The organism is Cellvibrio sp. BR (assembly GCF_000263355.1).
Classification (GTDB): domain Bacteria; phylum Pseudomonadota; class Gammaproteobacteria; order Pseudomonadales; family Cellvibrionaceae; genus Cellvibrio.
Window position 1 is genome coordinate 96,222 of record NZ_JH668205.1, and the last position, 22,316, is coordinate 118,537.

The 22,316-nt window shown below is 51.2% G+C and carries 24 protein-coding genes; 15 read left to right on the top strand and 9 right to left on the bottom strand.

What is annotated here, in order from left to right; genetic code table 11:
• The 4 genes from mutL to O59_RS17535 form a co-directional block, all read right to left on the bottom strand.
• Positions 1–1,887 (bottom strand): DNA mismatch repair endonuclease MutL, encoded by a 1,887-nt coding sequence (gene mutL / locus O59_RS17520; RefSeq protein ID WP_007645044.1) that lies wholly within the window; start codon positions 1,885–1,887, stop codon positions 1–3.
• Between the two features lie 23 nt (positions 1,888–1,910).
• On the bottom strand, positions 1,911–3,569 hold the full coding sequence (locus O59_RS17525) for an N-acetylmuramoyl-L-alanine amidase (RefSeq protein WP_007645045.1): 1,659 nt from the start codon (positions 3,567–3,569) through the stop codon (positions 1,911–1,913).
• A gap of 136 nt (positions 3,570–3,705) precedes the next feature.
• Entirely contained in the window at positions 3,706–4,170 is a 465-nt protein-coding gene (gene tsaE / locus O59_RS17530; protein ID WP_007645046.1) for a tRNA (adenosine(37)-N6)-threonylcarbamoyltransferase complex ATPase subunit type 1 TsaE, read from the bottom strand.
• Positions 4,171–4,180: 10 nt separating this feature from the next.
• Positions 4,181–5,674 carry an NAD(P)H-hydrate dehydratase gene (locus O59_RS17535; RefSeq protein WP_232283107.1) on the bottom strand — a complete coding sequence of 498 codons (1,494 nt, stop codon included), beginning with the start codon at positions 5,672–5,674 and terminating at the stop codon, positions 4,181–4,183.
• A 139-nt stretch (positions 5,675–5,813) separates the two neighbouring features.
• Between O59_RS17535 and O59_RS17540 the strand changes: the two genes are divergently transcribed.
• The 5 genes from O59_RS17540 (at position 5,814) to O59_RS17560 (ending at position 10,971) form a co-directional block, all read left to right on the top strand.
• Complete coding sequence (locus O59_RS17540) at positions 5,814–7,628, top strand: DUF1631 family protein (RefSeq protein ID WP_007645048.1); 1,815 nt, start codon at positions 5,814–5,816, stop codon at positions 7,626–7,628.
• Positions 7,629–7,673: 45 nt separating this feature from the next.
• Positions 7,674–8,072, top strand: a complete 399-nt coding sequence (locus O59_RS17545; protein ID WP_007645050.1) for a PilZ domain-containing protein — start codon at positions 7,674–7,676, stop codon at positions 8,070–8,072.
• 162 nt (positions 8,073–8,234) lie between these two features.
• The gene (locus O59_RS17550; protein ID WP_050977106.1) at positions 8,235–9,167 is read left to right on the top strand and encodes an alpha/beta fold hydrolase; all 933 of its coding nucleotides are present in this window, start codon (positions 8,235–8,237) and stop codon (positions 9,165–9,167) included.
• The gene (locus tag O59_RS21150; RefSeq protein WP_007645054.1) at positions 9,164–10,222 is read left to right on the top strand and encodes a sensor histidine kinase; all 1,059 of its coding nucleotides are present in this window, start codon (positions 9,164–9,166) and stop codon (positions 10,220–10,222) included. The genes O59_RS17550 and O59_RS21150 overlap by 4 nt, the downstream gene beginning before the upstream one ends.
• Positions 10,223–10,257: 35 nt before the next feature.
• Positions 10,258–10,971: a LytTR family DNA-binding domain-containing protein gene (locus O59_RS17560; RefSeq protein WP_007645056.1), complete on the top strand. Its 714-nt coding sequence runs from the start codon at positions 10,258–10,260 to the stop codon at positions 10,969–10,971.
• A gap of 29 nt (positions 10,972–11,000) precedes the next feature.
• Here the strand turns inward: O59_RS17560 and O59_RS17565 are convergent, their stop codons facing one another.
• Both O59_RS17565 and O59_RS17570 read right to left on the bottom strand, forming a co-directional pair.
• Positions 11,001–11,891 (bottom strand): ABC transporter substrate-binding protein, encoded by an 891-nt coding sequence (locus O59_RS17565; protein WP_007645058.1) that lies wholly within the window; start codon positions 11,889–11,891, stop codon positions 11,001–11,003.
• A gap of 204 nt (positions 11,892–12,095) precedes the next feature.
• Entirely contained in the window at positions 12,096–12,836 is a 741-nt protein-coding gene (locus O59_RS17570) for an SIMPL domain-containing protein (RefSeq protein WP_007645060.1), read from the bottom strand.
• A 160-nt stretch (positions 12,837–12,996) separates the two neighbouring features.
• Here O59_RS17570 and queG point away from each other — a divergent pair, with 160 nt between their 5' ends.
• The gene (gene queG / locus O59_RS17575) at positions 12,997–14,127 is read left to right on the top strand and encodes a tRNA epoxyqueuosine(34) reductase QueG (RefSeq protein WP_007645062.1); all 1,131 of its coding nucleotides are present in this window, start codon (positions 12,997–12,999) and stop codon (positions 14,125–14,127) included.
• Here queG and O59_RS17580 read toward each other — a convergent pair.
• Positions 14,124–14,420 (bottom strand): type II toxin-antitoxin system mRNA interferase toxin, RelE/StbE family, encoded by a 297-nt coding sequence (locus O59_RS17580; RefSeq protein ID WP_007645064.1) that lies wholly within the window; start codon positions 14,418–14,420, stop codon positions 14,124–14,126. The two genes, queG and O59_RS17580, sit on opposite strands and share 4 nt — an antisense overlap.
• On the bottom strand, positions 14,410–14,649 hold the full coding sequence (locus tag O59_RS17585; protein WP_007645066.1) for a CopG family ribbon-helix-helix protein: 240 nt from the start codon (positions 14,647–14,649) through the stop codon (positions 14,410–14,412). Before O59_RS17585 ends, O59_RS17580 begins: the two co-directional genes overlap by 11 nt.
• A gap of 361 nt (positions 14,650–15,010) precedes the next feature.
• Here O59_RS17585 and gnd point away from each other — a divergent pair, with 361 nt between their 5' ends.
• The 3 genes from gnd to O59_RS17600 all read left to right on the top strand — a co-directional run bounded on the left by gnd (position 15,011) and on the right by O59_RS17600 (position 17,636).
• The gene (gene gnd, locus O59_RS17590; protein ID WP_007645070.1) at positions 15,011–16,465 is read left to right on the top strand and encodes a decarboxylating NADP(+)-dependent phosphogluconate dehydrogenase; all 1,455 of its coding nucleotides are present in this window, start codon (positions 15,011–15,013) and stop codon (positions 16,463–16,465) included.
• A 93-nt stretch (positions 16,466–16,558) separates the two neighbouring features.
• A complete protein-coding gene (gene fos / locus O59_RS17595; protein WP_007645071.1) occupies positions 16,559–16,957 on the top strand; it encodes a fosfomycin resistance glutathione transferase in 399 nt (132 codons plus the stop codon).
• 79 nt (positions 16,958–17,036) lie between these two features.
• Positions 17,037–17,636 (top strand): GNAT family N-acetyltransferase, encoded by a 600-nt coding sequence (locus O59_RS17600; RefSeq protein WP_007645073.1) that lies wholly within the window; start codon positions 17,037–17,039, stop codon positions 17,634–17,636.
• Positions 17,637–17,717: 81 nt separating this feature from the next.
• Here O59_RS17600 and O59_RS17605 read toward each other — a convergent pair whose 3' ends face one another.
• Entirely contained in the window at positions 17,718–18,542 is an 825-nt protein-coding gene (locus O59_RS17605) for a hypothetical protein (RefSeq protein ID WP_040393321.1), read from the bottom strand.
• Positions 18,543–18,979: 437 nt separating this feature from the next.
• Here O59_RS17605 and O59_RS17610 point away from each other — a divergent pair, with 437 nt between their 5' ends.
• The 6 genes from O59_RS17610 (at position 18,980) to O59_RS17635 (ending at position 22,282) form a co-directional block, all read left to right on the top strand.
• Complete coding sequence (locus O59_RS17610) at positions 18,980–19,237, top strand: type II toxin-antitoxin system Phd/YefM family antitoxin (protein WP_007645078.1); 258 nt, start codon at positions 18,980–18,982, stop codon at positions 19,235–19,237.
• Positions 19,225–19,533: a type II toxin-antitoxin system RelE/ParE family toxin gene (locus O59_RS17615; RefSeq protein WP_007645080.1), complete on the top strand. Its 309-nt coding sequence runs from the start codon at positions 19,225–19,227 to the stop codon at positions 19,531–19,533. Before O59_RS17610 ends, O59_RS17615 begins: the two co-directional genes overlap by 13 nt.
• Positions 19,534–19,716: 183 nt before the next feature.
• The gene (locus O59_RS17620) at positions 19,717–20,955 is read left to right on the top strand and encodes an RNA polymerase sigma factor (RefSeq protein ID WP_007645082.1); all 1,239 of its coding nucleotides are present in this window, start codon (positions 19,717–19,719) and stop codon (positions 20,953–20,955) included.
• A gap of 91 nt (positions 20,956–21,046) precedes the next feature.
• Positions 21,047–21,412, top strand: a complete 366-nt coding sequence (locus tag O59_RS17625; protein WP_007645085.1) for a DUF1428 domain-containing protein — start codon at positions 21,047–21,049, stop codon at positions 21,410–21,412.
• A gap of 31 nt (positions 21,413–21,443) precedes the next feature.
• Positions 21,444–21,848 (top strand): VOC family protein, encoded by a 405-nt coding sequence (locus tag O59_RS17630; RefSeq protein WP_007645086.1) that lies wholly within the window; start codon positions 21,444–21,446, stop codon positions 21,846–21,848.
• 47 nt (positions 21,849–21,895) lie between these two features.
• Positions 21,896–22,282: a YciI family protein gene (locus O59_RS17635; RefSeq protein WP_007645088.1), complete on the top strand. Its 387-nt coding sequence runs from the start codon at positions 21,896–21,898 to the stop codon at positions 22,280–22,282.
• Positions 22,283–22,316: the final 34 nt, after the last annotated feature.

Consider the following 22,316-nt stretch of genomic DNA (forward strand, 5'->3'; position numbering starts at 1 on the left):
TTATTGCCCACGCATAAACATTTTGTCGAGATCGTCGAGCGATTGCAGCAGCCAGGTGGGTCGGCCGTGGTTGCACTGACCACTGCGCTCGGTCGCCTCCATATCGCGCAGCAGCGCGTTCATTTCGGGAATAGTCAGTTTGCGATTGGCGCGCACCGAGCCGTGGCAGGCCATGGTGCCAAGAATTTCGTTGATGTGATGTTGGATGCGCTCGCTGCTACCGTGCTCAATCAAATCGGATAAAACATCGCGCACCAATTGTTCAACTTTGGCGCGATTTAAAATGACCGGTAGCTGGCGAATTAATAAAGTTTCCGGGCCAGCGCGCTGCAACTCAAAGCCGAGCGCTTTGAATACCTCGCTAAAATTTTCGGCAAAGTCCGCTTCTTTTTCGCTGACCGCTATCGACTCAGGCACTAGCAGTGGCTGGGTTTGCAAACCGCCACAGTGAAACGACTCTTTCATACGCTCGTAAGTCACGCGCTCGTGCGCCGCGTGCATGTCAACCACAATTAAACCCTGCGCATTTTCCGCGAGAATATAAATGCCTTTTAATTGTGCAATGGCGTAACCCAAGGGTGGAATATCGTCGCTAGCAGGTTCCGGCAAAGCATAAGTTGTCGTGGGATTTGCGGGGCGATGCAACTCACCATAAGTCGCCATCTGTTCACGCACAGCACCGGGATTAATTTGTGCAGGCTGGTAATTTGACGATGAATAATGACTCGCGCCGGACGCCGCACGAAAGCCCATACTCTCCTGCCCTTTGAATTCGCCCGCCGCAATGCCTTGAATCGGTTTGGTGGATGAAAGTGCAAATGGATTTATACCGGAAACTTCATCGGCGCCTTCACCCAGTTCGCGTTTTGCAAGCGTATCTTCCGGGCGAACTTTCGCGAGTGCGTGATGCAAGCTTGAGTAGATGAAGTCGTGTACGTTGCGATTATCGCGAAAACGCACTTCGTGTTTGGTGGGGTGCACATTCACATCCACCGTCGATGGATCCAGTTCCAAATACAATACAAACGCCGGATGGCGGCCGTGGTACAACACATCTTGATAAGCCTGGCGCACAGCGTGGCTGACGAGCTTGTCGCGAATCGCGCGACCATTCACATAAAAATGCTGCAAGTCGGCTTGGCTGCGCGAAAAGGTGGGCAGCGCCACCCAACCCCACAAACGAAAACCGTTGCGCTCTATATCAAGGTGCACCGCATTTTCCATAAACGCCGGGCCACACACCTGAGCGACGCGACGCTCTTGCTCGAGCTGAGAATCACCCGCACGCCACGAATAAATGGCGCGGCCGTTGTGGCGCAAATTAAACGCGACATCAAAACGTGATAATGCCAAGCGTTTTACGACATCCTCAAGATGGGTGTATTCCGTTTTATCGGTGCGTAAAAATTTACGGCGCGCAGGCGTATTAAAAAATAAATCGCGCACTTCCACAGTAGTACCGCGTGGGTGTGGTGCGGGCGATAATTGCGTCTCCATATCGCGCCCTTCGGCAACTACTTGCCAGCCTGCGCTTTCTTCGTTGGTACTACTAATCAACGCAAGACGCGCGACCGAACTGATACTCGCCAATGCTTCACCGCGAAAACCTAACGTAGCAACTGCTTCGAGGTCATCCAGTTCATAAATTTTACTGGTGGCGTGACGGCTGAGTGCGAGTGGCAAATCGTCTTTATCAATGCCGCCACCGTTATCGCGCACGCGCATGAGCTTGATGCCGCCCTCTTCAATATCAATTTCCAAACGCGTTGCACCAGCGTCGAGTGAATTTTCCAGCAGTTCTTTAATCACCGAGGACGGACGTTCAACAACCTCGCCAGCAGCAATCTGGTTGGCGAGGCGCGGGCTGAGCAATTTAATTTTTCGCATGGGAAACCAATCGCGGCGATGAATCAGGAAGTGGGGATTTTCAGGGTTTGACCCAGTTTTACGGTCGTACTTTTCATATTGTTATGGCGCTGGATCGCGCTGGCACTCACGCCGTAACGGCTGGCAATACGCGACAAGGTATCGCCGGCCACCACGCGGTGCATCCGCGGTGCAGTGGCGATTTGCGCTTGTGGGCGCGCGGTAGGCGCAGGTTGCGACTGGGCAACGGCAGGTGAGTTGGTCGCCGGAATTTTTAAGGTCTGGCCGATATTCACGCTGGTCGAACGTAAATTGTTGTACTGCATCAACCGCTGCATGCTCACGCCGTAGCGATTGGCAATGCCGGATAAGCTGTCACCAGCGGCCACCGCATGCTGCCGCTCAAAACCGCCGCCGGCACCGGATTCCACTTGCGCCGCAACATAAGTGCCCGCTGGCGGATGCTGGTAAAAATGCTGGCGAATACCTTTAAATACCGATTGCGCCATTTGTTTGCGATACGCCGGTGTAGCTAATTTGCGCGCCTCACCGGGGTTGGAAATAAAACCGGTCTCCACCAGAATCGACGGCACATCAGGCGATTTCAACACCAAAAAGCCCGCCTGTTCCACATGGCGCTTGTGCAAATGCGCAATACCACCCATGGAGCTGAGCACCTGCTGGCCGACCTGCAAACTGGAATTCAACGTTGCCGTCATCGACAAATCCACCAACACCCCGGCCAGTACCTGATCCTTATCATCAAGGCGAATATCGCCCACCCCGCCGATCAAATCCGATTCATTTTCACGCTCGGCCAAAAAGCGCGCGGTTTCCGAGGTGGCGCCATGACGCGACAAGGCAAACACCGAGGCGCCACGCGCGCTGGCTTTGGTAAAGGCATCGGCGTGAATAGAGACAAACAAATCCGCCTTCATATTGCGCGCCAAATCACGGCGTTTTTTCAGCGGGATAAAATAATCGCCGGTGCGGGTGAGCTTACCGGTAAACCCGGGCTGGGCGTTAATCGCCGCAACCAGCTCTTTGGCGATCATCAGCGTCACATCTTTTTCGCGCAGGCGATTGGGGCCTAGGGCGCCTGGGTCTTCCCCGCCGTGACCAGCATCCACCGCGATAACAATAAACCGTTTGCCGCTAAGATCAGCTTTGGCTACTGGCTTACTAGCGGATTGTGCGGGGGCTACTGCCGGTTTATCGACAACGGCAGGTTTGGTGGCTGCTGGAGCGGTGGTTGCGGAGGCGGCAGGAACCGCTGCAGGGGTAGTCGCCGGCACAGCGGTGGCGGCTGAGGGTGTTTCGTCGTAGAGGTCGATCACCAGACGGTCATGCATTCCGCCGTGGGCTTTGAGTAAAAAACTGTTGGGCGCGACCTTGGCTTTTAAATCAAATACCAGACGCAAATTGCCATTCGTTTGAACCGAGGAGCGCACCGCCAACACCGGCGTATCCGCCAAAGGCAACTTGCCCAGCGGGGCTTTGAGGCTGGTTTTGGGAACATCGACAATAATGCGCTCAGGGTTAGCCGCGAGCGTCAGGCTGTGCTGCACGGGCGCATCCAGATCCAGCACGATGCGCGTGTGATCCGGCGCGCGCCACACACGCACACCATCCACTTTCGCCGCAAAAGCCAGAGGCGCAAGTAGCACCCCCAGGCAGCAAACCCAGTTCAGCCAGCGAACCATAGATATAGACAATCTCAACAGACAAACACCCATTCAGCAGTTTTTATAGGGATATGACGCACCAAACAGCGCTAAACGCCGTGGCACATGGCTCGCACTCTACCGCAAAAGAGGCTTTTGCCCCTAGCAAAAAAGGCTAACGCTTGGCCAGCAGTGCGTGCAATAGCGGATTGGTGGCACGCAATTCCAAGCGACGCCCCTCGCCCTGCACGAAAATATTGATCACCAGATCCGGCGTAGGCAGCACGCCTTCACCGCGCTCAGGCCACTCCAGCAGAGACAGGTTTTGCTCGATGAAGTAATCGCGAATACCCATGTATTCAAGCTCTTCGGGATCGCCCAGGCGGTATAAATCAAAGTGGTACACACGGCGCGCGCCAAATTCATAGGCCTCCACCAAGGTGTAGGTGGGGCTTTTTACTGCACCGGTGTGACCAAACGCTCGCAGTATGCCGCGTGTGAGGGTGGTTTTACCGGCGCCCAGGGTGCCGCACAAATGCACCGAGAGCGGGCCGTCATGAGCAGCGAAGATAGCGCCGAGCTGCTCGCCAAAGGCGACCATGTCGCAATCGTTATCGATGATGTATTCCAATGTTTCCACCGCGGACTCCTTAGAGCAATTCGCCCAAATAGGGGATCAAGTCGGTGGCGAGCAGGCTGCGCTGCCCCACATCATCAGCCGCCAAATCTGCGGCGCAGGCGTGCACTACCGCGCCTAACCGTGCTGCATCTGGCTGACTCAGGCCTTGGGCGATAAGCGCGCCGAGAATACCAGAGAGCACATCACCCATACCGCCGGTAGCCATACCGGGGTTGCCGTCGGTGACCACCGCGATCTTATCGCCACTGGCGGCGACCAAACTGCCAGCACCTTTAAGAATGACTGTGGCGTTGTAACGGACTTGGATTGCCCGTACTGCGGCGAAGCGGTCGGCTTGAACTTCCGCGGTGGTGATGCCTAGCAAACGAGCGGCTTCAGCGGGATGAGGTGTGAATACCCAGTTGTCGCGTTTAACGCTCGCCGGCACCACACGACCTTCGGCGAGGATGTTAAGTGCATCCGCATCCAGCACCATGGGCAGGCCACTTTTAACTGCCTGCTGCAACATCTGCTCCGACCACGGCGAGCGACCAAGACCGGGTCCGACCACCAACAGGGTTGGACGCACTAGCAGCGGTTCCAGCTCCTGACCGGAAACCACACCGCAAGCCATAATCTCCGGGCGACGAGCAAGAATTGCCGGGATGTGTTCGGGGCGCGTGGCGATACTCACCAAACCGGCACCAGAACGCGCTGCCGCTTCTGCCGCCATCAGCGCCGCGCCGCCATAGCCGGTATCGCCACCAATCACCATCACATGGCCAAAATCGCCTTTGTGCGCATCGGCCGCGCGCGGTGCGAGCAAGCCTTGCAACTCTGCCAATTGCACACGTTCGGCACTGGGCGATGCCGCCGTGTAAGTCGCTTCAGGCACATCCAGATTAGCAAGCACTAACTCACCACACACTGCCGGGCCGCGCCCCGTGAGCAGGCCGCGCTTGGTGGCGATAAAAGTCAGGGTCAGGCTGGCGTTGACTACCGCACCGGCAACGGCACCGGTATCGGCATGTAGGCCAGAGGGAATATCCAACGCCAACACCGGCAAACCACTGGCGTTGATCTGTTCAATCGCCGCCGCAAATTCCGCACGCGGTGCATCGCGTAGGCCAATGCCCAGCAGTGCATCCACAATCACACCCTCCGCAGGCGCACTGGCAGCCGTGAAAACCTGCATGAGCACACCTTCTTGCACGGCAAAGTCATACGCCTGGCGCGCTTCGCCACTTAGCTTATCCGCGGGAGTCAGCTGTATTACATGCACCGGCACTAACCGCTGGGCGGCGAGCGCCGCCAGAATGTAGCCATCGCCACCGTTATTGCCGCCACCGCAGTAAACCGTGACGCGGGCGGGCGATGGAAAGCGCTCCAGCAACAAATCATAGGCCGCTCTCCCTGCACGCTTCATTAGCTGGATCGCGGGAATACCGCTGGCGATAGCAGCCGCATCTAGCGCGTAGGTTTCAGCGGCGGTATAAAGCAGGGACGAACTGGCGATAATTTTCATGAAAGGGTCAGCCTGGGCAGCAAAAAATAGGGGCAACTTGAATGAGGCGCGATTATACGCAACTTGCTTCACAAGGGTTAAGGCAGAACGCCGGTGAATTGGCTATATTGAAGGCCGCAGCAGATACCAAGAGACCCCCATGCCCAGTTTTGATGTACAGGCTATTTTGCGCGGTGATGGCAATCAACTCGGTGACGCCCTTGCCACCCTCGCCAACACTCCGGCCGCCAGCGATAAAACGATCGATACAAGAACGCCAGACGAGCTACGTCAGGAATTGGCGACTCAGGTCTATCGCCAGCTAATTGCCCAACCACAGTTGGATCTGCAACTACTGCCCCTGTTTGCCGCTGTTGAAACTGCTCTGGTCGCACAAATTGCACAGGACGACCGCTTTTACAGCGACATCAATCACCCTTTGCGCCGCACCTTGGAATCGATACTGCCCGCCGCCAGTCACTGGTATGCGCGCGATGCCAAACCCAGCCAGCAGTTCTATGATCGAATCAGTAGTCTCCTCAATACCCTGATGGCGCACTGGCAAAACAAAACCGCTCCCGAGAGTGCACTAAGCGAATTTAGCCAGTGGCTCGCCAGTGAAGACAAACGCGCCGCACTGCTGGAGAGTCGCCTATGCGAAACCGAACTGGGCAACCAGAAGCTTACACTCGCGCAAACACGGGTAGTGACACTGATCAATAATCATCTGGCGCAGCGCCCACTGCCACTCGATCTGCATTCAGCCATCACCCTCAGCCTCAAAAGCGAACTGCAATACTGGGCGTTCAATACGCCAGCCGCCGCCTTGAGCGAACTGCCACTGTGGGTGCACTGGCAGCGCATCCTGCCCTCACTGGGGCAACTCTTTTCACACGGCAATATTCAGGTTGATGATCAACAGCTCTATAGCCAAATTCCGGCATTGCTCACTGAACTGGAGCGCAGCCTTGCACACACCACCAGCAACACCCAAGCCTACCAACAGCTAGTCGACCAGCTAAGCCAGTGCTTGATGATGGCGATACAAAAGCAGCCACAAGAGATCGCCCTCTTCCCCGCGCTGCCGCTGCCCGACGGTCAAACCACCGCCAAGACCAAGGTACCACTGGCGCTACTACAGGCCACCGAAACGGTGAAGCTGGGCGATTGGATTGTGATGCGCGGCGATGATCAGGAGGCGATTCGCTGCAAATTGGCACTCAAGGATGCCAACCTCGACCAACTGCTATTTGTCGATCACACTGGGCGCAAGGTAATGAGCAAAACCAATAAGGATTTTGCTCTCTGCCTCTCCACCGGTCTCGCCCAGCCATTGCAGTTAACACCGCTGGGAATGATTATTGAGCAGCAACTCACAGCACTCATTACTCAAGCTAATCAGTGCGTAAAAGTCCAACTGCTCAAACAAAAACAAAAAGCCGAAGCACTCGTGCGCGCCTTTATGGCGGAGCAAGAAGCACTGAAGGAAGCGGCTGAGCGCGAGCGTCAGGCGGAGCAAGCGCGCCTGCAAGCCGAGTTGGACGCACGCCAGGCCGCCGCGCACAAGGCCATGGCCGAAGCCCGTTTGCTCGCCAACGAACAGCAGCGCCGCGCCGCTGAACAAGCCGCCGAACAAGCGCGCCTCACCCGCGAGCGGGAAGCAGCGCAAGCCGCAGAAGCCCTGCAACGTGAACAGACAGCAGCGACAACGGCAAATGAGTTACAAGTAGGTGCCTGGCTGGAAATTAATAACGCCAGCACCGCCCCCGGCCTGCGCGCCAAACTCTCGGTGATTATTGGTGCCACGGGCAAATATATTTTCGCTGATCAGGTTGGGCGCAAAGTTGCCGAATACAGCCGCGAACAACTGGTGCAACAACTGATTAGTGGCGAGTTAAAAGTGTTGCGCAACGGTGACAACTTTGAAGAACAACTCGCCAAAGTGATTCGCGGTTTACGTCGCGATGTCAATTAACCCGCGCTATAACAATTAACCCTAGCGGTGCACAGGAAGATCACTATGAATAATAACGAGACACAAAAACATTCGCCGGAGCAACAGGAAAAACAACCGGAAGAGCAGCGTCAGGAATATCGCCTGAACAATCAACTCACGGTAATTATTGAACTCGACAGCCCCGCCGACAGCGAGCCCACACTGGTGGTTAGCAACAGCCTGGATATTTCCGCCAACGGCCTGCGCGCCATAGCACCGCAAGCTGTACCCACCGACAATATTTTGCGCTGCTGTATTCGCGATGCCGCGAGTGACCGGCAATTTTTATTGGTCACTGAAGTGAAATGGTGTCGCCCCTACGGCGATGATGGCGACTTTTTGATTGGTTTGAGCCTGTTTGATTCCGCCGGAACCGATATTGTGGAATGGAAGGAATTTATTGCGCAGCGTTGTGCCGATTAGTCGGTTGCCTCAACCCCTATTTTCTAGCGCGCCGCTCAACAACCATTTTGACCGCTAGCCACGGTGTACAACCATTGCCACGAAACCTGCCCCGCGTCTTTTGTACTGCTCATAGAGTGATGTTGAGTTAATCAAATCAACGTCAGAATTAGGGAGCAATATATGTTGTGCAAAAAAAGAAGTGGGTTGAACATGGGCGTACTCACCGCGATCATCATTGCCGTTCTGGCAAGTGTGTTGTCGTCCAATCAAAGTTACGGCGAAACAATACCGTCCAATAAACCCAAGAGTGCATTATCGGCTGAAACCAAAGGTACTGGTCCAGCGCTAATTTTTATTCCGGGCCTCAACAGCGGCAAAGAAACCTTTCGCGCTACCTGCAATTACTTCCAACAAAACTATCAATGCCATTTGTTGCAGTTACCCGGTTTTGCGGGTCACCCTGCAGTACCGGATTTGCAACAGGATTTTTTAGTCGCCATGCGCGATGAACTTCTGGTGTATATCAACACGCATAAATTACACAAGGTAACTCTAGTGGGGCATAGTTTGGGCGGCACGCTCAGTTTGATGCTCGCGCTGCAAGCGCCAGAACTGATTGATAAAATAGTGATTGTCGATGCGCTGCCGTTTTACCCGGCGATTCAAAATCCCGCGTTGACCGCCGAGCTGATGCGCCCACAAGCAGAGCAAATGCGCGCGATGATGAACAACCAAAGCCAAGCAGATTATGAAAAAAGTGCAGCAGCGCATATGCAAGGTATGAGTAATAATCCGGCGCATTTGCCGCTATTAATCGAGTGGAGCAAAAGTAGCGACCGCACAACCACGACACAAGCAATGGTCGCCCTCATGACCGCCGATCTGCGCAACGATATTGCCGCAATCCAACAACCCACGTTGGTATTGGGTGCATGGGCAGCTTATAAAACCTACGGTTCAACCAAAGACAGTACCGCTGGCATTTATAAACAGCAGTATAAAAAACTGAAGAATGTTGATATACGCATGTCCGACACCGGCTACCACTTTCTAACCTGGGATGATGGCAACTGGGTCAACCAACAAATAAGCGAATTTTTGAGCGCAAAATGAATCAAGGCCATATCACTAATTACTCGCGCCAGTATTTACTGGCGCAATTATTTTTTTGGGGCAGCTACCTACTGATGAATATCCTATTCATCAGTGCCTGGGGTAGCGTTTCGGGGTTTGCAGTTGGGATTTTTATTGTTTTATCGCTATTGCTGGGAGGCGCAAGCCACGGCTTACGCGCGCTTTATCAGCGTTTTCAACCTACCTATTCGCTTGTAAAAATATGCCTGCATTTACTCTGGCTGTTACCGCTGGCGGCGATGGTCGTCCAGTTGGTTTTGCATGCATTTATTTATACAACACTGCAATTTATTCCCACTGCCTCCTCAGGTATTCAGCCCGTGAGCGCAGGCAGTTTTATCGGCTACAGCATTAACACCACCATTATGTTAATACTCTGGTCGGTTCTCTATTTACTGCGCAGCGAATTCAAAAAACGGCGCGAGATAGAAATTGCCCACTGGCGCGATCAGGCGAAACTGCGCGAAATTGAATTGCAGTTTTTACGCAGCCAGATTAATTCTCATTTTTTATTTAACTCACTCAATAATCTGCGCGCATTAATTTTGGAAGATCCGCACGCAGCGCGCCAAGGCTTGGCTGACCTGGCCACTTTACTGCGAGGCTTGTTACAAGCGGAGGCGCATGTCACGGTACCGCTGCGTGAAGAGCTGGATTGGGTGCGCGGTTATCTCGCACTGGAAGCCTTGCAATTTGAACAGCGTTTGCAATATGAATTGGTGATTGATGATTCGCTGTTGGATGCCAAAGTGCCGCCCCTTCTGGTACAAACACTGGTAGAAAATGCAATCAAACACGGTATTGCTGCACGTCGTTCCGGTGGTTTGGTAAGCCTGCGCGCGCAGCGACTGAATAATAGCGAGTGGTTATTGGAAGTGGAGAATCCTGCGGCGGAATTACCGGCGCTACACCAAGGCAATGGTATTGGTCTGGCGAATGCGCGTGAACGGTTAGCGCTTGCCTTTGGCGAGAGTACAAAACTTGATTTGCAATTAGGCGAAAATATTATCGCCCGCGTGCGTTTACCGCTCTAAAAAAGTTTGCCGGTCTAAAAAATTGGAACTAGAACATGAAAGTAATTATTGTTGATGACTCGCGCCTGGCGCGCAAAGAATTGTGTGGCTTATTAGCGGAACATGCCCAGTATGTGATGGCGGGGGAAGCGGGCGATGTGCAATCTGCAATCGCACTCATCAATGAAATACAACCGGAATTATTGTTACTCGACATTAACTTGCCCGATGGCAGCGGTTTTGACCTGCTCGAACAATGCGATTACACCCCCAAGGTCATCTTCACCACGGCCTATGAACAGCACGCCTTGCGCGCCTTTGAAGTGAATGCACTGGATTATTTATTAAAGCCGGTAACGCAGGAACGGTTGACTGCCGCACTGGAAAAACTGACCCAGCAGACTCAAAACATTTCAGCGCCAACCCACACACCCAAAACCGCCAGCGAGCATGTTTTTATCCGCGAGGGTGAACACTGCCACTTTGTTAAATTTCGCGATATCAGCCGCGTCGCAGTGGAGGGAAATTATGTGAGAGTGTTTTTCAATACGCAGAGTGCACTCTTGCCGCGCTCGCTGAATTATGTGGAAACTCGAATGGATGACACGGTGTTTTTTCGCGCTAATCGTCAGGAAATGATTAATTTAAATTTTATCCAGCGCATCGAACCCTGGATTGGCGATGGCTTGATGATTGTGATGCAGGACAAGACCGAGGTGATCAGCTCGCGCCGGCAAGCACGCGAGCTGAAACAGCGAATGGAATTTTAAATCAGTAGTAAACGCAGCGCATGACGTGATTACAAACTATTAATATCCAGCCACAGTTCAGGGCGATCAACCGGTGTGGCTTTGGGCAACGCCGGGTTATCCAAATAAAATACTTTACGGTTTTTCAGGTCGGCCAAGTCAATAACTTTTTTAATTGAAGGATCGTTCAAAAATTCATAATCGAAAGTCCCATCAGCGATCATCGCATTGAAACCATTTTCGATATCCCGAGCCAGCGCTTGGTTGTCAGGCGCCACAAATAAATAAAATGGCATTTTGTAAACCAACATCAACCGCTTTTCTACCGCCAACTCCAGCCCGGGAATTTTATTGACCTCGCCCCAGGGTTCCTGCACACCCCGCGGAAACGCATCAAAGCGGCCACCGTCGAGCATATAAAACAGGTTGTCGTATTTTTGGGTTTTCACCACCGTGAGGCCGTTACTCTCCAAAATATTGGTATCCGCCCAGGTGGAGCCCTGCCCGAGTTTTAATTTCTTTAAATCATCGAGCGTATTTACCGCATCGAATTTATGCTGGCTATTTTTGTGAATTAAAAAAATGCGATGCCCCAGCAAGCCTTTTAACAGGGGAATACGCACCGGTGGCACCTGCGCCTCAATGCTCGCATCAGAAGCGGCCCACATCACATCAATGCGCCCGGCCCGCAGATCTTCTATATAGCGCCCCTGGGTGCGGTGGCCGCCGTCAGCGTCGGGGATAATTTCATATTGGGTGTTAGCGCGTGCCAAGGCCAGGGTCAACATGCGCACGGAATAGCGATCTATATCGGTGATGGCTGGCATAACCGTAATACGTTTAGTTTGCTGTGCCAAACTGGTGGGCGATAGCGCGAGCAAGGCCAGCACACAGCAGGATAACAGGGTAATTGCGCAGCAATTGATTGGACGAGTAAGCATAGTGACCTCAAGCAAAATACCGGGACGACATCTGATTTTTATCTTATTTATAAACAGAAAATTATGTCTGTAACTGCTTGAGTATAGAGAGCGCCGGATAATCTGACGCGAAAAGAAACAGAAAAAACCAATGAAAACGAATGCAAAAAAAACTGGCACGCGTTAGGTGCCAGTTTTTATAACTACTTTTTTAAAACCGCGCGCTTATTTGAGCAAATAAACCACATAAACCTGGGCAGTAATTTTCATCACCCCCGGCTCAAAGGGTTCAGCGGAATCGCTCATACGAACCATCTCAAGCTTGGCAGAACTGCCCATCAACTCGCGATTAGGCCGCAGTTCCCAGCGCTCATTGCCGCGATTATTAAATTCAGAAATGGACCATGGGTCGCCCACCACTCTGCCCTGGGCCTTAGCCAAGCGACTCGCGCGGGCTTTGGCATCGTTCATTGCCGCCGTCTGCACTTTTTCTTCAACCGATTTTTTATCGCTCAAAGTCAATTGGGTGTTGATGGTTTCAGACACTTTTGCATCGACGAGGGCTTTCATCAGTTCGGGATATTTTTTTAAATCGCGTAAATTAATATCCACCTGACGCGATACGTTATTGCCGGTCAATACACGCTGATTGTCTTTGTAGTCATATTCGGGGCGAATGTTCAACGCGGTAGTCGCGATGTCATCAGCTTTCACGCCAAACTTTTTCAGGGTGTCGATCAGCAAACGGGAACGTGCATCCACATCGGCCTTGGCTTTGGCCAAATCCAGATCCACGGTTTGAATGCTCAGGGTAAATACCATCATATCCGGCTCGACTTCCAACTCGGCCGCTCCCTCTACGTACACATGCGGCTGTTGCGGCAGCGGTGTAGCCATAGCATTAGCGCTCAGCAGCGCAGCAGCACTCAACAGCGCCCACAATCCAAAACGATGATTTACTTTCACAGGTGACTCCTTTTTTTGACCGACCAAATTAACAAACAAGCTTGATAAACGAAGTGCACTATAGCGGCTGAGCCTGAATACCGGCCAACTCAACTGTTTAAAAATGTAACGGCGTCTGATTTCAGGCAAAATGACGCACTTTTCTTTTGACGCGCCAACCATGTCCAGCTCACTCGATCTCCATCAACTTGCCGACAACATCAAACTCTGGGGCCGCGAACTGGGCTTTCAGCAGGTGGGCATTACCGATATCGATTTGGCCGAGGCAGAAGATCGCCTGCAGGAATGGCTGGCCAAGGGGTATCACGGCAGCATGGACTGGCTCGCCGCCCACGGCAATAAACGCTCGCGCCCGGCAGAGTTGTTGCCCGGCACGGTGCGGGTCATTTCCGTGCGCATGGATTATTTACCCGGCGACACCCAGCAAATCAAAATCCTCAAAGACCCGACCAAAGCCTATATTTCGCGCTACACCCTAGGGCGGGATTATCACAAACTCATCCGCAAACGCCTGAGTATTCTGGCGCAAAAAATTGATGATGCGCTGCCAGAAGACCATCCTTTCAAAGACAATGGGCCCCTTAAAGGCCAAAACCGGGCCTTTGTGGATAGCGCACCAGTAATGGAACGCCCGCTGGCCGAAAAAGCCGGGTTGGGCTGGACGGGCAAACACACCCTCATTATTAATAGCGACGCAGGTAGTTGGTTTTTCCTCGGCGAGATTTACACCTTCGTGCCCTTGCCGATTGATCAACCCGAGCAAATAAATCAATGCGGTGAATGCACCGCTTGCTTAAAAGTCTGCCCCACCGACGCATTTCCCCGCCCTTACGAACTGGACGCACGCCGCTGCATCTCCTATTTAACTATCGAAAACAAAGGCGCAATTCCCGAAGAATTCCGCGAACCCATCGGCAACCGCATTTTCGGCTGCGACGACTGCCAAGCCATCTGCCCTTGGAATAAATACGCGCAATTCAGTGGCGAGACCGATTTTTTACCCCGCCACGGCTTGGCCGATAGCGATTTGGTCGACCTGTTTAATTGGACCGAAGACGAGTTTTTAGCAAGAACCGAAGGCTCCGCCATTCGCCGCGTAGGCTATGAAGGCTGGCTGCGCAATATCGCCGTGGGCTTGGGCAATGCGCCGAGTGATGCACGGATTGTTGCGGCATTAACCGCCAAAAAAGAGTCTTGCTCAGAGTTGGTACAAGAACATATCGAGTGGGCGTTGGCGCAACAGGCCAAGCCTGAGCGGCGGCGCAAACGGAAAATCAAACGCGAGGATTAATCACCCACAGGCCACTGCTGCGCATCATGCAATACACGCAAAATTTGCAATTGATCCAACCGATCAACAATACGGTAGACGACGATTAATGGGATGCCGTTAATCACCAGCTCGCGCGTACCGCTGACTCGACCGGGGCGACCTGCTTGAGGGTGATTGGATAAAATCAATTCACAACTATTGAGCACTTTAAGCACAGCATCCACCGCGACAAGAGGGCTGTTTTCGGTGGCGATGTAGGTTTCAATATTGTCCAAATCCTTTTCCGCTAAATCAGTCCATTTAAGTTGCACGCTTGGCCTCCCATTTGGCTTTAAGCTCCGCGTGATCAACCAACTGGCCCTTGTCAGCCGCGCTCACACCTTTTTCTACTTCGCGAATAAACCAATCTTCACGCTCTACAAACTGCTTGATTGCGTGCGCCATCAACCAAGCGCGTGGCCTATCCATGGCCTCTGCCATCTTTCCCACCCGCTCAAGGGTTTCATCATCCAATCTAACCGACGTCGCTTTTAAACTCATGCTGATTCTCCGAGGTTCTCATGCAACCTCAACTATAGGCCACACCTTGCCACCTTGTCATGCGCCAATTTCAGAACTCAAAGGAGGAGCATTGCCACAATCAATCGCCAAAATAGCCAGAAGAATGGGCCGGTCGGCTATTTTTTTGGCGCGCAAACAGGAATAATACGCACCCTTCAAAAAGTGCGGCAGGCTGGACAGATACAGTTATCAAGAACTGCACTATAAGGATTGAAATCGGTCAATCACTGCTCCCTGAACGCCGCAGGATCACAGTTTGGTGACATTCGCTGCCGGAACTGCCCCTGTTGCAAGGTTCTCCCGGGTAGGACATCAACCACAACGATAGGCTATTACTACTATGAAACCACTTTCCGATATAGGCTTGGTTGGCTTGGCCGTGATGGGCGAAAACCTCATCCTGAACATGGCTAGCAAAGGCTATACAGTTACCGCTTACAACCGCTCAGTAGAAAAAGTAGACAGCTTCATCGCTGGCCGCGCTGCAGGTAAAACCATTCGCGGCGCACGCTCGATTGAAGAATTGGTAGCGTCACTCGCTAAGCCACGCAAAATTATGCTGATGGTTAAGGCTGGTAAAGCAGTAGACGATTTCATCGAACAACTGATTCCACACCTGGAAGCTGGCGATATTATTATCGACGGCGGTAACACCCACTTCCCCGATACCGACCGTCGCACCGCTTATTTGGCGAGCAAAGGTTTGCGCTTTATCGGCACCGGCGTTTCCGGTGGTGAAGAAGGCGCGTTGACTGGCCCATCCATCATGCCCGGCGGTTCACCCGAAGCCTGGCCATTTGTAAAAGACATTTTCCAAAGCATCTCCGCCAAAGTGGATGATGGCTCACCTTGCTGCGACTGGGTTGGCGAAAACGGCGCTGGCCACTTTGTGAAGATGGTACACAACGGTATCGAATACGGCGATATGCAATTGATCTGTGAAGCCTACCAACTGCTCAAAGAAGTGGTCGGCCTGAGCGCAGACGAAATGCACGAAGTATTTGCCGAGTGGAACAAAGGCGAACTCGATTCCTACCTGATCGAAATTACCCGCGACATCCTTGCGTATAAAGACGAAGACGGCGAACCTCTGGTTGAGAAAATCCTCGACACCGCTGGTCAAAAAGGTACTGGCAAGTGGACTGGTGTAATTGCACTGGATTTGGGTGTGCCGCTCACCCTGATTTCTGAAGCGGTATTTGCGCGTTGCTTGTCATCACAAAAAGCAGAACGTGTTGAAGCCGCAAAAGTCATTAAAGGCCCAGCGGTGAATTTCACTGGCGACAAACAAGCCTTTATCAACGATTTGCGCAACGCGGTATTTGCATCAAAAATTATTTCTTACGCACAGGGTTATTTGCTGATGCGCGAAGCCGCCAAAGAATACGGCTGGCATTTGAACTACGGCGGCATCGCCTTAATGTGGCGCGGCGGCTGTATCATTCGCTCATCTTTCCTCGGCAACATCAAAGAAGCATTCGACAAGAATCCTGAATTGAAAAACCTGCTGTTGGATGATTACTTCGCGAAGACTGTTGATGCCGCTCAAGCTGGCTGGCGTCGTGTTGCTGCCGCAGCGATTGTGAACGGCATCCCCGCCCCAACAATCACTTCTGCCCTGACCTACTTCGACGGCTACCGCACTGCCCGCTTGCCAGCTAACCTGCTGCAAGCCCAGCGCGACTACTTCGGCGCGCACACCTACGAGCGCACCGACAAACCACGCGGTGAATTCTTCCACACCAACTGGACCGGCCGCGGCGGCAACACCGCATCGACCACTTACAACGTTTAAGTTTTTAAACGCGGTGTGACAAAACAAAAACCCGAATCAGAAATGGTTCGGGTTTTTTATTGCAAAATAAAAACTAATTAAGGAATTGAGATAGTGCTTACCGGACTCAACCACATCACCATTGCAGTCAACAATCTTGATGCCTCTTTTGATTTTTACACCCGCCTATTGGGTTTTAAACCCCATGCCCGTTGGGATGCAGGCGCCTATTTAAGCTTGGGGAATTTATGGCTCTGCTTATCCTGTGACACAGCAATTCCAAGCCAAGACTACTCGCATATCGCACTCGACTGCGAAGCGGATAATTTCAATACAGTCACCGCGCAATTGCGCAAAGCGAATGTCATTGAATGGAAGAAAAATACCAGCGAAGGTGATTCTTTGTATTTCCTTGATCCCGATGGACATAAATTGGAAATCCACTGCGGCGATTTGCAAACCCGTTTAGACTCATTGAAAGAAAAACCCTACAAAGGGTTGGTGTGGTTTTAATAAAAATTTTATTGCTGAGAATTGCTGTCAAACCCACGTTCACAAGAAATAACCAATCGACAAATTCAAAAGGAATACCATGAATAGTAGCTGGCTTTACGAAACCACACTAAAAGGCAACCTCGTCACCCTCGCTCCATTAAAACGCGAGCACGCTGGTGGATTAGCTGAAGCCGCCGCCGATGGTGAATTATGGAACCTGTGGTATACCTCTGTACCAAACAGCAAAACCATTGATTCTTATCTTGATCAGGCATTCACAGATCAAACGAACGACCGCGCGTTGTTATTTGTGGTGATTGAAAATGCCTCGCAAAAAATTATCGGTACTACTCGCTATTGCAATGCAGACCCGCTGAATAAACGCGTCGAAATTGGCTACACCTGGTACGCAAAGTCATTTCAAAAAACCGGCACAAATACTGAATGCAAATATTTATTGCTGACGCATGCCTTTGAAACACTCAACACAATTGCCGTAGAATTTCGTACCCACTGGCATAACCAGGCATCGCGCGCAGCAATTGCGCGGCTGGGTGCAAAACAGGATGGAATATTACGCAATCATCAAAAAAATGCTGAAGGAATTTACCGCGACACTGTGGTGTTTTCGATTATTGATCAGGAATGGTTAACGGTTAAGAAAGGACTCGAGTATAAGTTGGCATTCGAGTATTGATTATAAATTTCTACATTTATTTACAGTCGATAAAAGAGCCGAATTGGCGCCAATTCAGCTCTTTCATTGTGCAACCAAATTTTATTTACTAATCGTCACCTGGTAGCTACCTATGTTATCTGATGTAGCAACTTGTTCAGATTTGTCATTTACACCGAAAATCAATTCTCCCGGGCGATCTGCAACCAATCTGTAATTAGTCCCTGCATACATCCATCTACCATACGCACCTATTTTTACCAGCAATGCCCCCACTGGAACGTTAGGCATTATACAAGTGCTCGTACTTGCACAAACTTGTGTGCCTCTGGGTGTAGAAATTGGAAATGATGGATTTGAAGGCCAAGTGTTAACTGTGCCAGTGGCCGATATATGCACTACTTGACCATAATTCACCTGCACACCACTTGATGTATTAACACTTTGCCCTTGAACATTTAATCGGTAGGGTAAAGATTTAGCTACTAACTGTGCGGCCTGAAATTCATAAACCACTTCAGCATAATTAATTTCCATGCCGTCAAAAATTTCAACGCGTAAAACATTAGTTCCCGGTTGAAATGGTGTATGGTCAACAACCTTGCACAATAACAACCGTGAATTAAATTCGGGAATACTGTACTCCTGCATGCACTCGTTAAACCATGAAGTTGCATCAACTCCGTTAACAAAAGCATTAATTCGAATAAATGAACCAGGATATGTCGGATCATAATAAGGTGGAGCCAAGGGGCTGGGCAGGTATTGCAAAGATGAAATATCAATAGATATATCAAACTTCTGTGGATATACATACTGACCAGATCCTGGAGATATAGTCATTAATGATTCTGGTGCCGCAATTGCAATATTAGCTAAGCCAAACAATGCAAACAATCCTTTCCATAAAGCCTTTTTAAATTTCATAAATATGCTCCTGATAATTATCCTGCTTAAAAATCCTCTGCCTCCATCAAAAAATGCAGGCAAATGGATTATAGAAGTTTTCTGTCAAAAGCAATACTCAAAGCGGACATACAATTATTAGGAAATAAAAAACCGAATTCTGCGATTCAGTCTTTTAGCCAATCGCTTTCCTAAACTATTGATACAACTTCTGCAACTCACCCTCAAACAGCGCATAGATTTGAGTAAGGAAAGAACCCCAATTTTCGTAATCACTCTCACACATAACTTTATTTATAAGAAAAACAACAGTGCACAAATTTGGCATTAGTAGTTGCGGATATATGATTATGTTGGGGTTCGCCCCTCACCCTGCGCGGCTTAGCCGCCAACCTACGCTTGCCCTGTTTAAAAACAGAGTGATACTATAGTGACACTCTCACTTATTGGGTGCGACCATGAAAACCGAGCTTGTTACCACTCTAAAACGTGAAGCCACCAAAATTTTGGCTGAGCTGCATGACACTAAAGAACCTGTGCTTATCACCGAGCATGGTTTGCCTTCAGCTTACTTAGTTGATGTTGAAGACTATGAATTTATGATTGACCGCATGAAGCTATTAGAAGGAATAGCACGCGGTGAAAAGGATATTTTAGAAGGGCGCGTATTAACACACACACAAGCTAAGGAAAAGCTGAAGAAATGGCTGAAATAATATGGACTAATGCCGCAGCTCACGACCTCAATGAAATCGCTGAATACATCGCCCTGAGCAATCCCACTGCAGCCGCAGAACTGGTAGCGGATATTCTTGCCAAAGTTGAACGCCTTGAACAATTCCCCACATCGGGAAAAATTCCCTTAGCGATTCCTGAGCTGAATTATCGAGAGCTGACAGCATCCCCCTGCCGGGTACTTTACCGCACAGACAAAAAAACCGTTCATATTATTCATGTGTGTCGTGAAGAACGTAGCTTGCGTAAATTTCTAATAGAACGGGGAACACTGTAGGCTACAGGTGAGGAATGCCCCGCAATATTCGCAATTGAAAACGGCACAAATTTTTATTTATACAAAAAATAACAGCGCAAGAATTTAAGTAATGGTATTTACGGAAAAATAGTCATACTGGGGTTCGTTCCTCACCGCCAACCTACTTACAAATCAATCCTTTGGCATGGAATTTAATTAATTATGCCCGCCAGTATCGAAACTCAAATTAATGCCATTTATCGCAGCGAGTCGCGGCGGGTGCGGGCGACGTTGATTCGGTTGTTGAAAGATTTTGATTTGGCGGAGGAGGCGACGCAGGATGCATTTGCGGCGGCGTTGCAGCAATGGCCGGTGGATGGCGTGCCGAACAATCCGCGCGCGTGGTTGGTATCGACCGGGCGCTTTAAGGCGATTGATCATGTGCGGCGACGAGCGCGGTTTCAAACGGCGCTGGTGGATATTGCGGAGGAACTGGAAGCGGCGATTAGCGATAGCGAGGATTGGGACGAGCATTTATTGGAGGACGATCAGCTGCGGCTGATATTTACCTGCTGCCACCCCAGCCTCGCGCCGGAAGCGCAACTGGCGCTCACCTTGCGCGAAGTCTGCGGGCTGACCACCGAAGCTATAGCACGCGCATTTCTCACCACCCCCAGCACCTTGGCGCAGCGCATAGTGCGCGCTAAAAATAAAATTCGCGACGCCAAAATCCCCTATGAAATTCCCACGCGCAGCGAATTGCCCGCGCGGCTGGATGCGGTGCTGCAGGTTATTTATCTGGTATTTAACGAAGGTTATTCCGCCTCCTCGGGCAGTGAATTAATTCGCCAGGAATTAGCGCAGGAGGCCATTCGCCTTGGGCGTTTGGTGGTGGAGTTGCTGCCCGAAGCGGAGGCCTTGGGGCTGTTGGCGTTAATGTTAATTCAGGATTCGCGCCGCCATGCGCGGCTGGATGCCCTGGGCGATTTAATCCGCCTGGAGGATCAGGATCGTACGCTGTGGAACCGCGAGCAAATTGCCGAGGGCTCGGCATTAATCCAGCGCGCCCTGCCCACGGGTCAGGCGCACAGCTATTGTATTCAAGCGGCGATTGCAGCACTGCACGCCGAGGCGCCCAGTTTTGCCGCCACCGACTGGCAGGAAATTGCGGGCTTTTATGATTTATTGCTGCAAATTAACCCCAGTCCGATTGTGGAGTTAAACCGTGCAGTGGCGATTGCGATGCGCGATGGGCCGGCAGCGGGATTGGCTTTAATTGATACGCTGCTGGCGCGTGGCCAACTAAAAGATTATCACCTCACCCACGCCGCGCGCGCCGAACTATTGCAGCAACTGGGCGAGCATACGGCAGCCATCGCCGCTTTTGAAACGGCGCTCTCGCTCACCCAACAGACCGCCGAGCAACGTTTTTTGCAGCGCCGCCTGGCGCTGGTGAAATAATTTTTTCGGCGGCTGTCGAAATACCGCCAACCCAATCGACTATTAATCAACTACCCAGTAGTTAAATCCCAATCACCCTGAAAGGAGAAAGATGATGACTCACTATGTTGATGGTTTTTTACTGCCCATTGCCCCCGAAAAAATTGCCGAATATCAAAAAATGGCGAGCCTCGCCGGTTCGGTGTGGAAGGAGCACGGCGCCCTGGCCTATTGGGAATGCGTGGGCGATGACTTGAACATTCCCGATATGGTGTCGTTTAAACAGTCCGCCGGTTGTAAAGATAACGAGACGGTTGTGCTCGCGTGGATTGTGTACCCCTCACGCGACGCGCGCGACAAAATTAACGCCGCCGTGATGGCCGACCCGCGGCTGAAAGAGATGTGCAATAACGATTCGCTGTTTGATTTTAGACGTATGGCCTACGGCGGTTTTAGCGAGCTGGTGCGCTACCAATAATTCACTTTTTGCCTTCACAAGGAATTCATTTATGCCAACGCAAGTATTTATTAATTTACCGGTGAAAGACCTGGAAAAATCCAAAGCGTTTTTTGCCCATTTGGGTTATTCGTTTAATGCACAATTTACCAACGAGCAAGCCGCCTGCATGGTAATCAGCGACACCATTTACGCCATGTTATTAACCGAGCCGTTTTTTCAGGGCTTCACTAAAAAAACCATCGCCGATGGCCACGCCACTAAGGAAGTGATTATTTGCCTTTCTTGCGACAGCCGCGCGGCGGTGGATGAAATGGTTAAAAAAGCCTGGGAAGCGGGTGGTACTGCACCTATGCCTGCACAGGATCACGGCTTTATGTACTACCACAGCTTTGAAGATTTGGACGGGCACCACTGGGAAGTGATGTTTATGGAACCGGACAGCATTCAACAGTAAACAAGGGTATTAGCAAAGCAGCACCAACCAGAGGAGCAACCACCGCGATGAAATATTTATGCCTGGTGTATTACGACGAAAATATTATTAACAACATGAGCGCGGCGGAATGGCAAGCGCTCAACCGCGAGTGCGAAGCCTGCGGTGCCGGTTTGCACGCGAGTGGAAAAATGCTGGGCGGCAACGCCTTGCACCCCACCACCACCGCCACCAGCTTGCGTATTCGCGATGGTAAAACCCTGATTACCGATGGCCCCTTTGCGGAAACCAAAGAGCAGTTGGCGGGATTTTATTTGCTGGATGCACGCGATTTAAATGAAGCTATTCAACTCGCGAGCAAAATTCCACCGGCGCGCATCGGCACCATTGAAGTTCGCCCGATTCGGGAATTAGACCCGGAAAAAGATGAACGTTTTGTGCAGCATTTTGCGTAACCGCGCAGCGCGTGGGTCATCACACACAACGGTC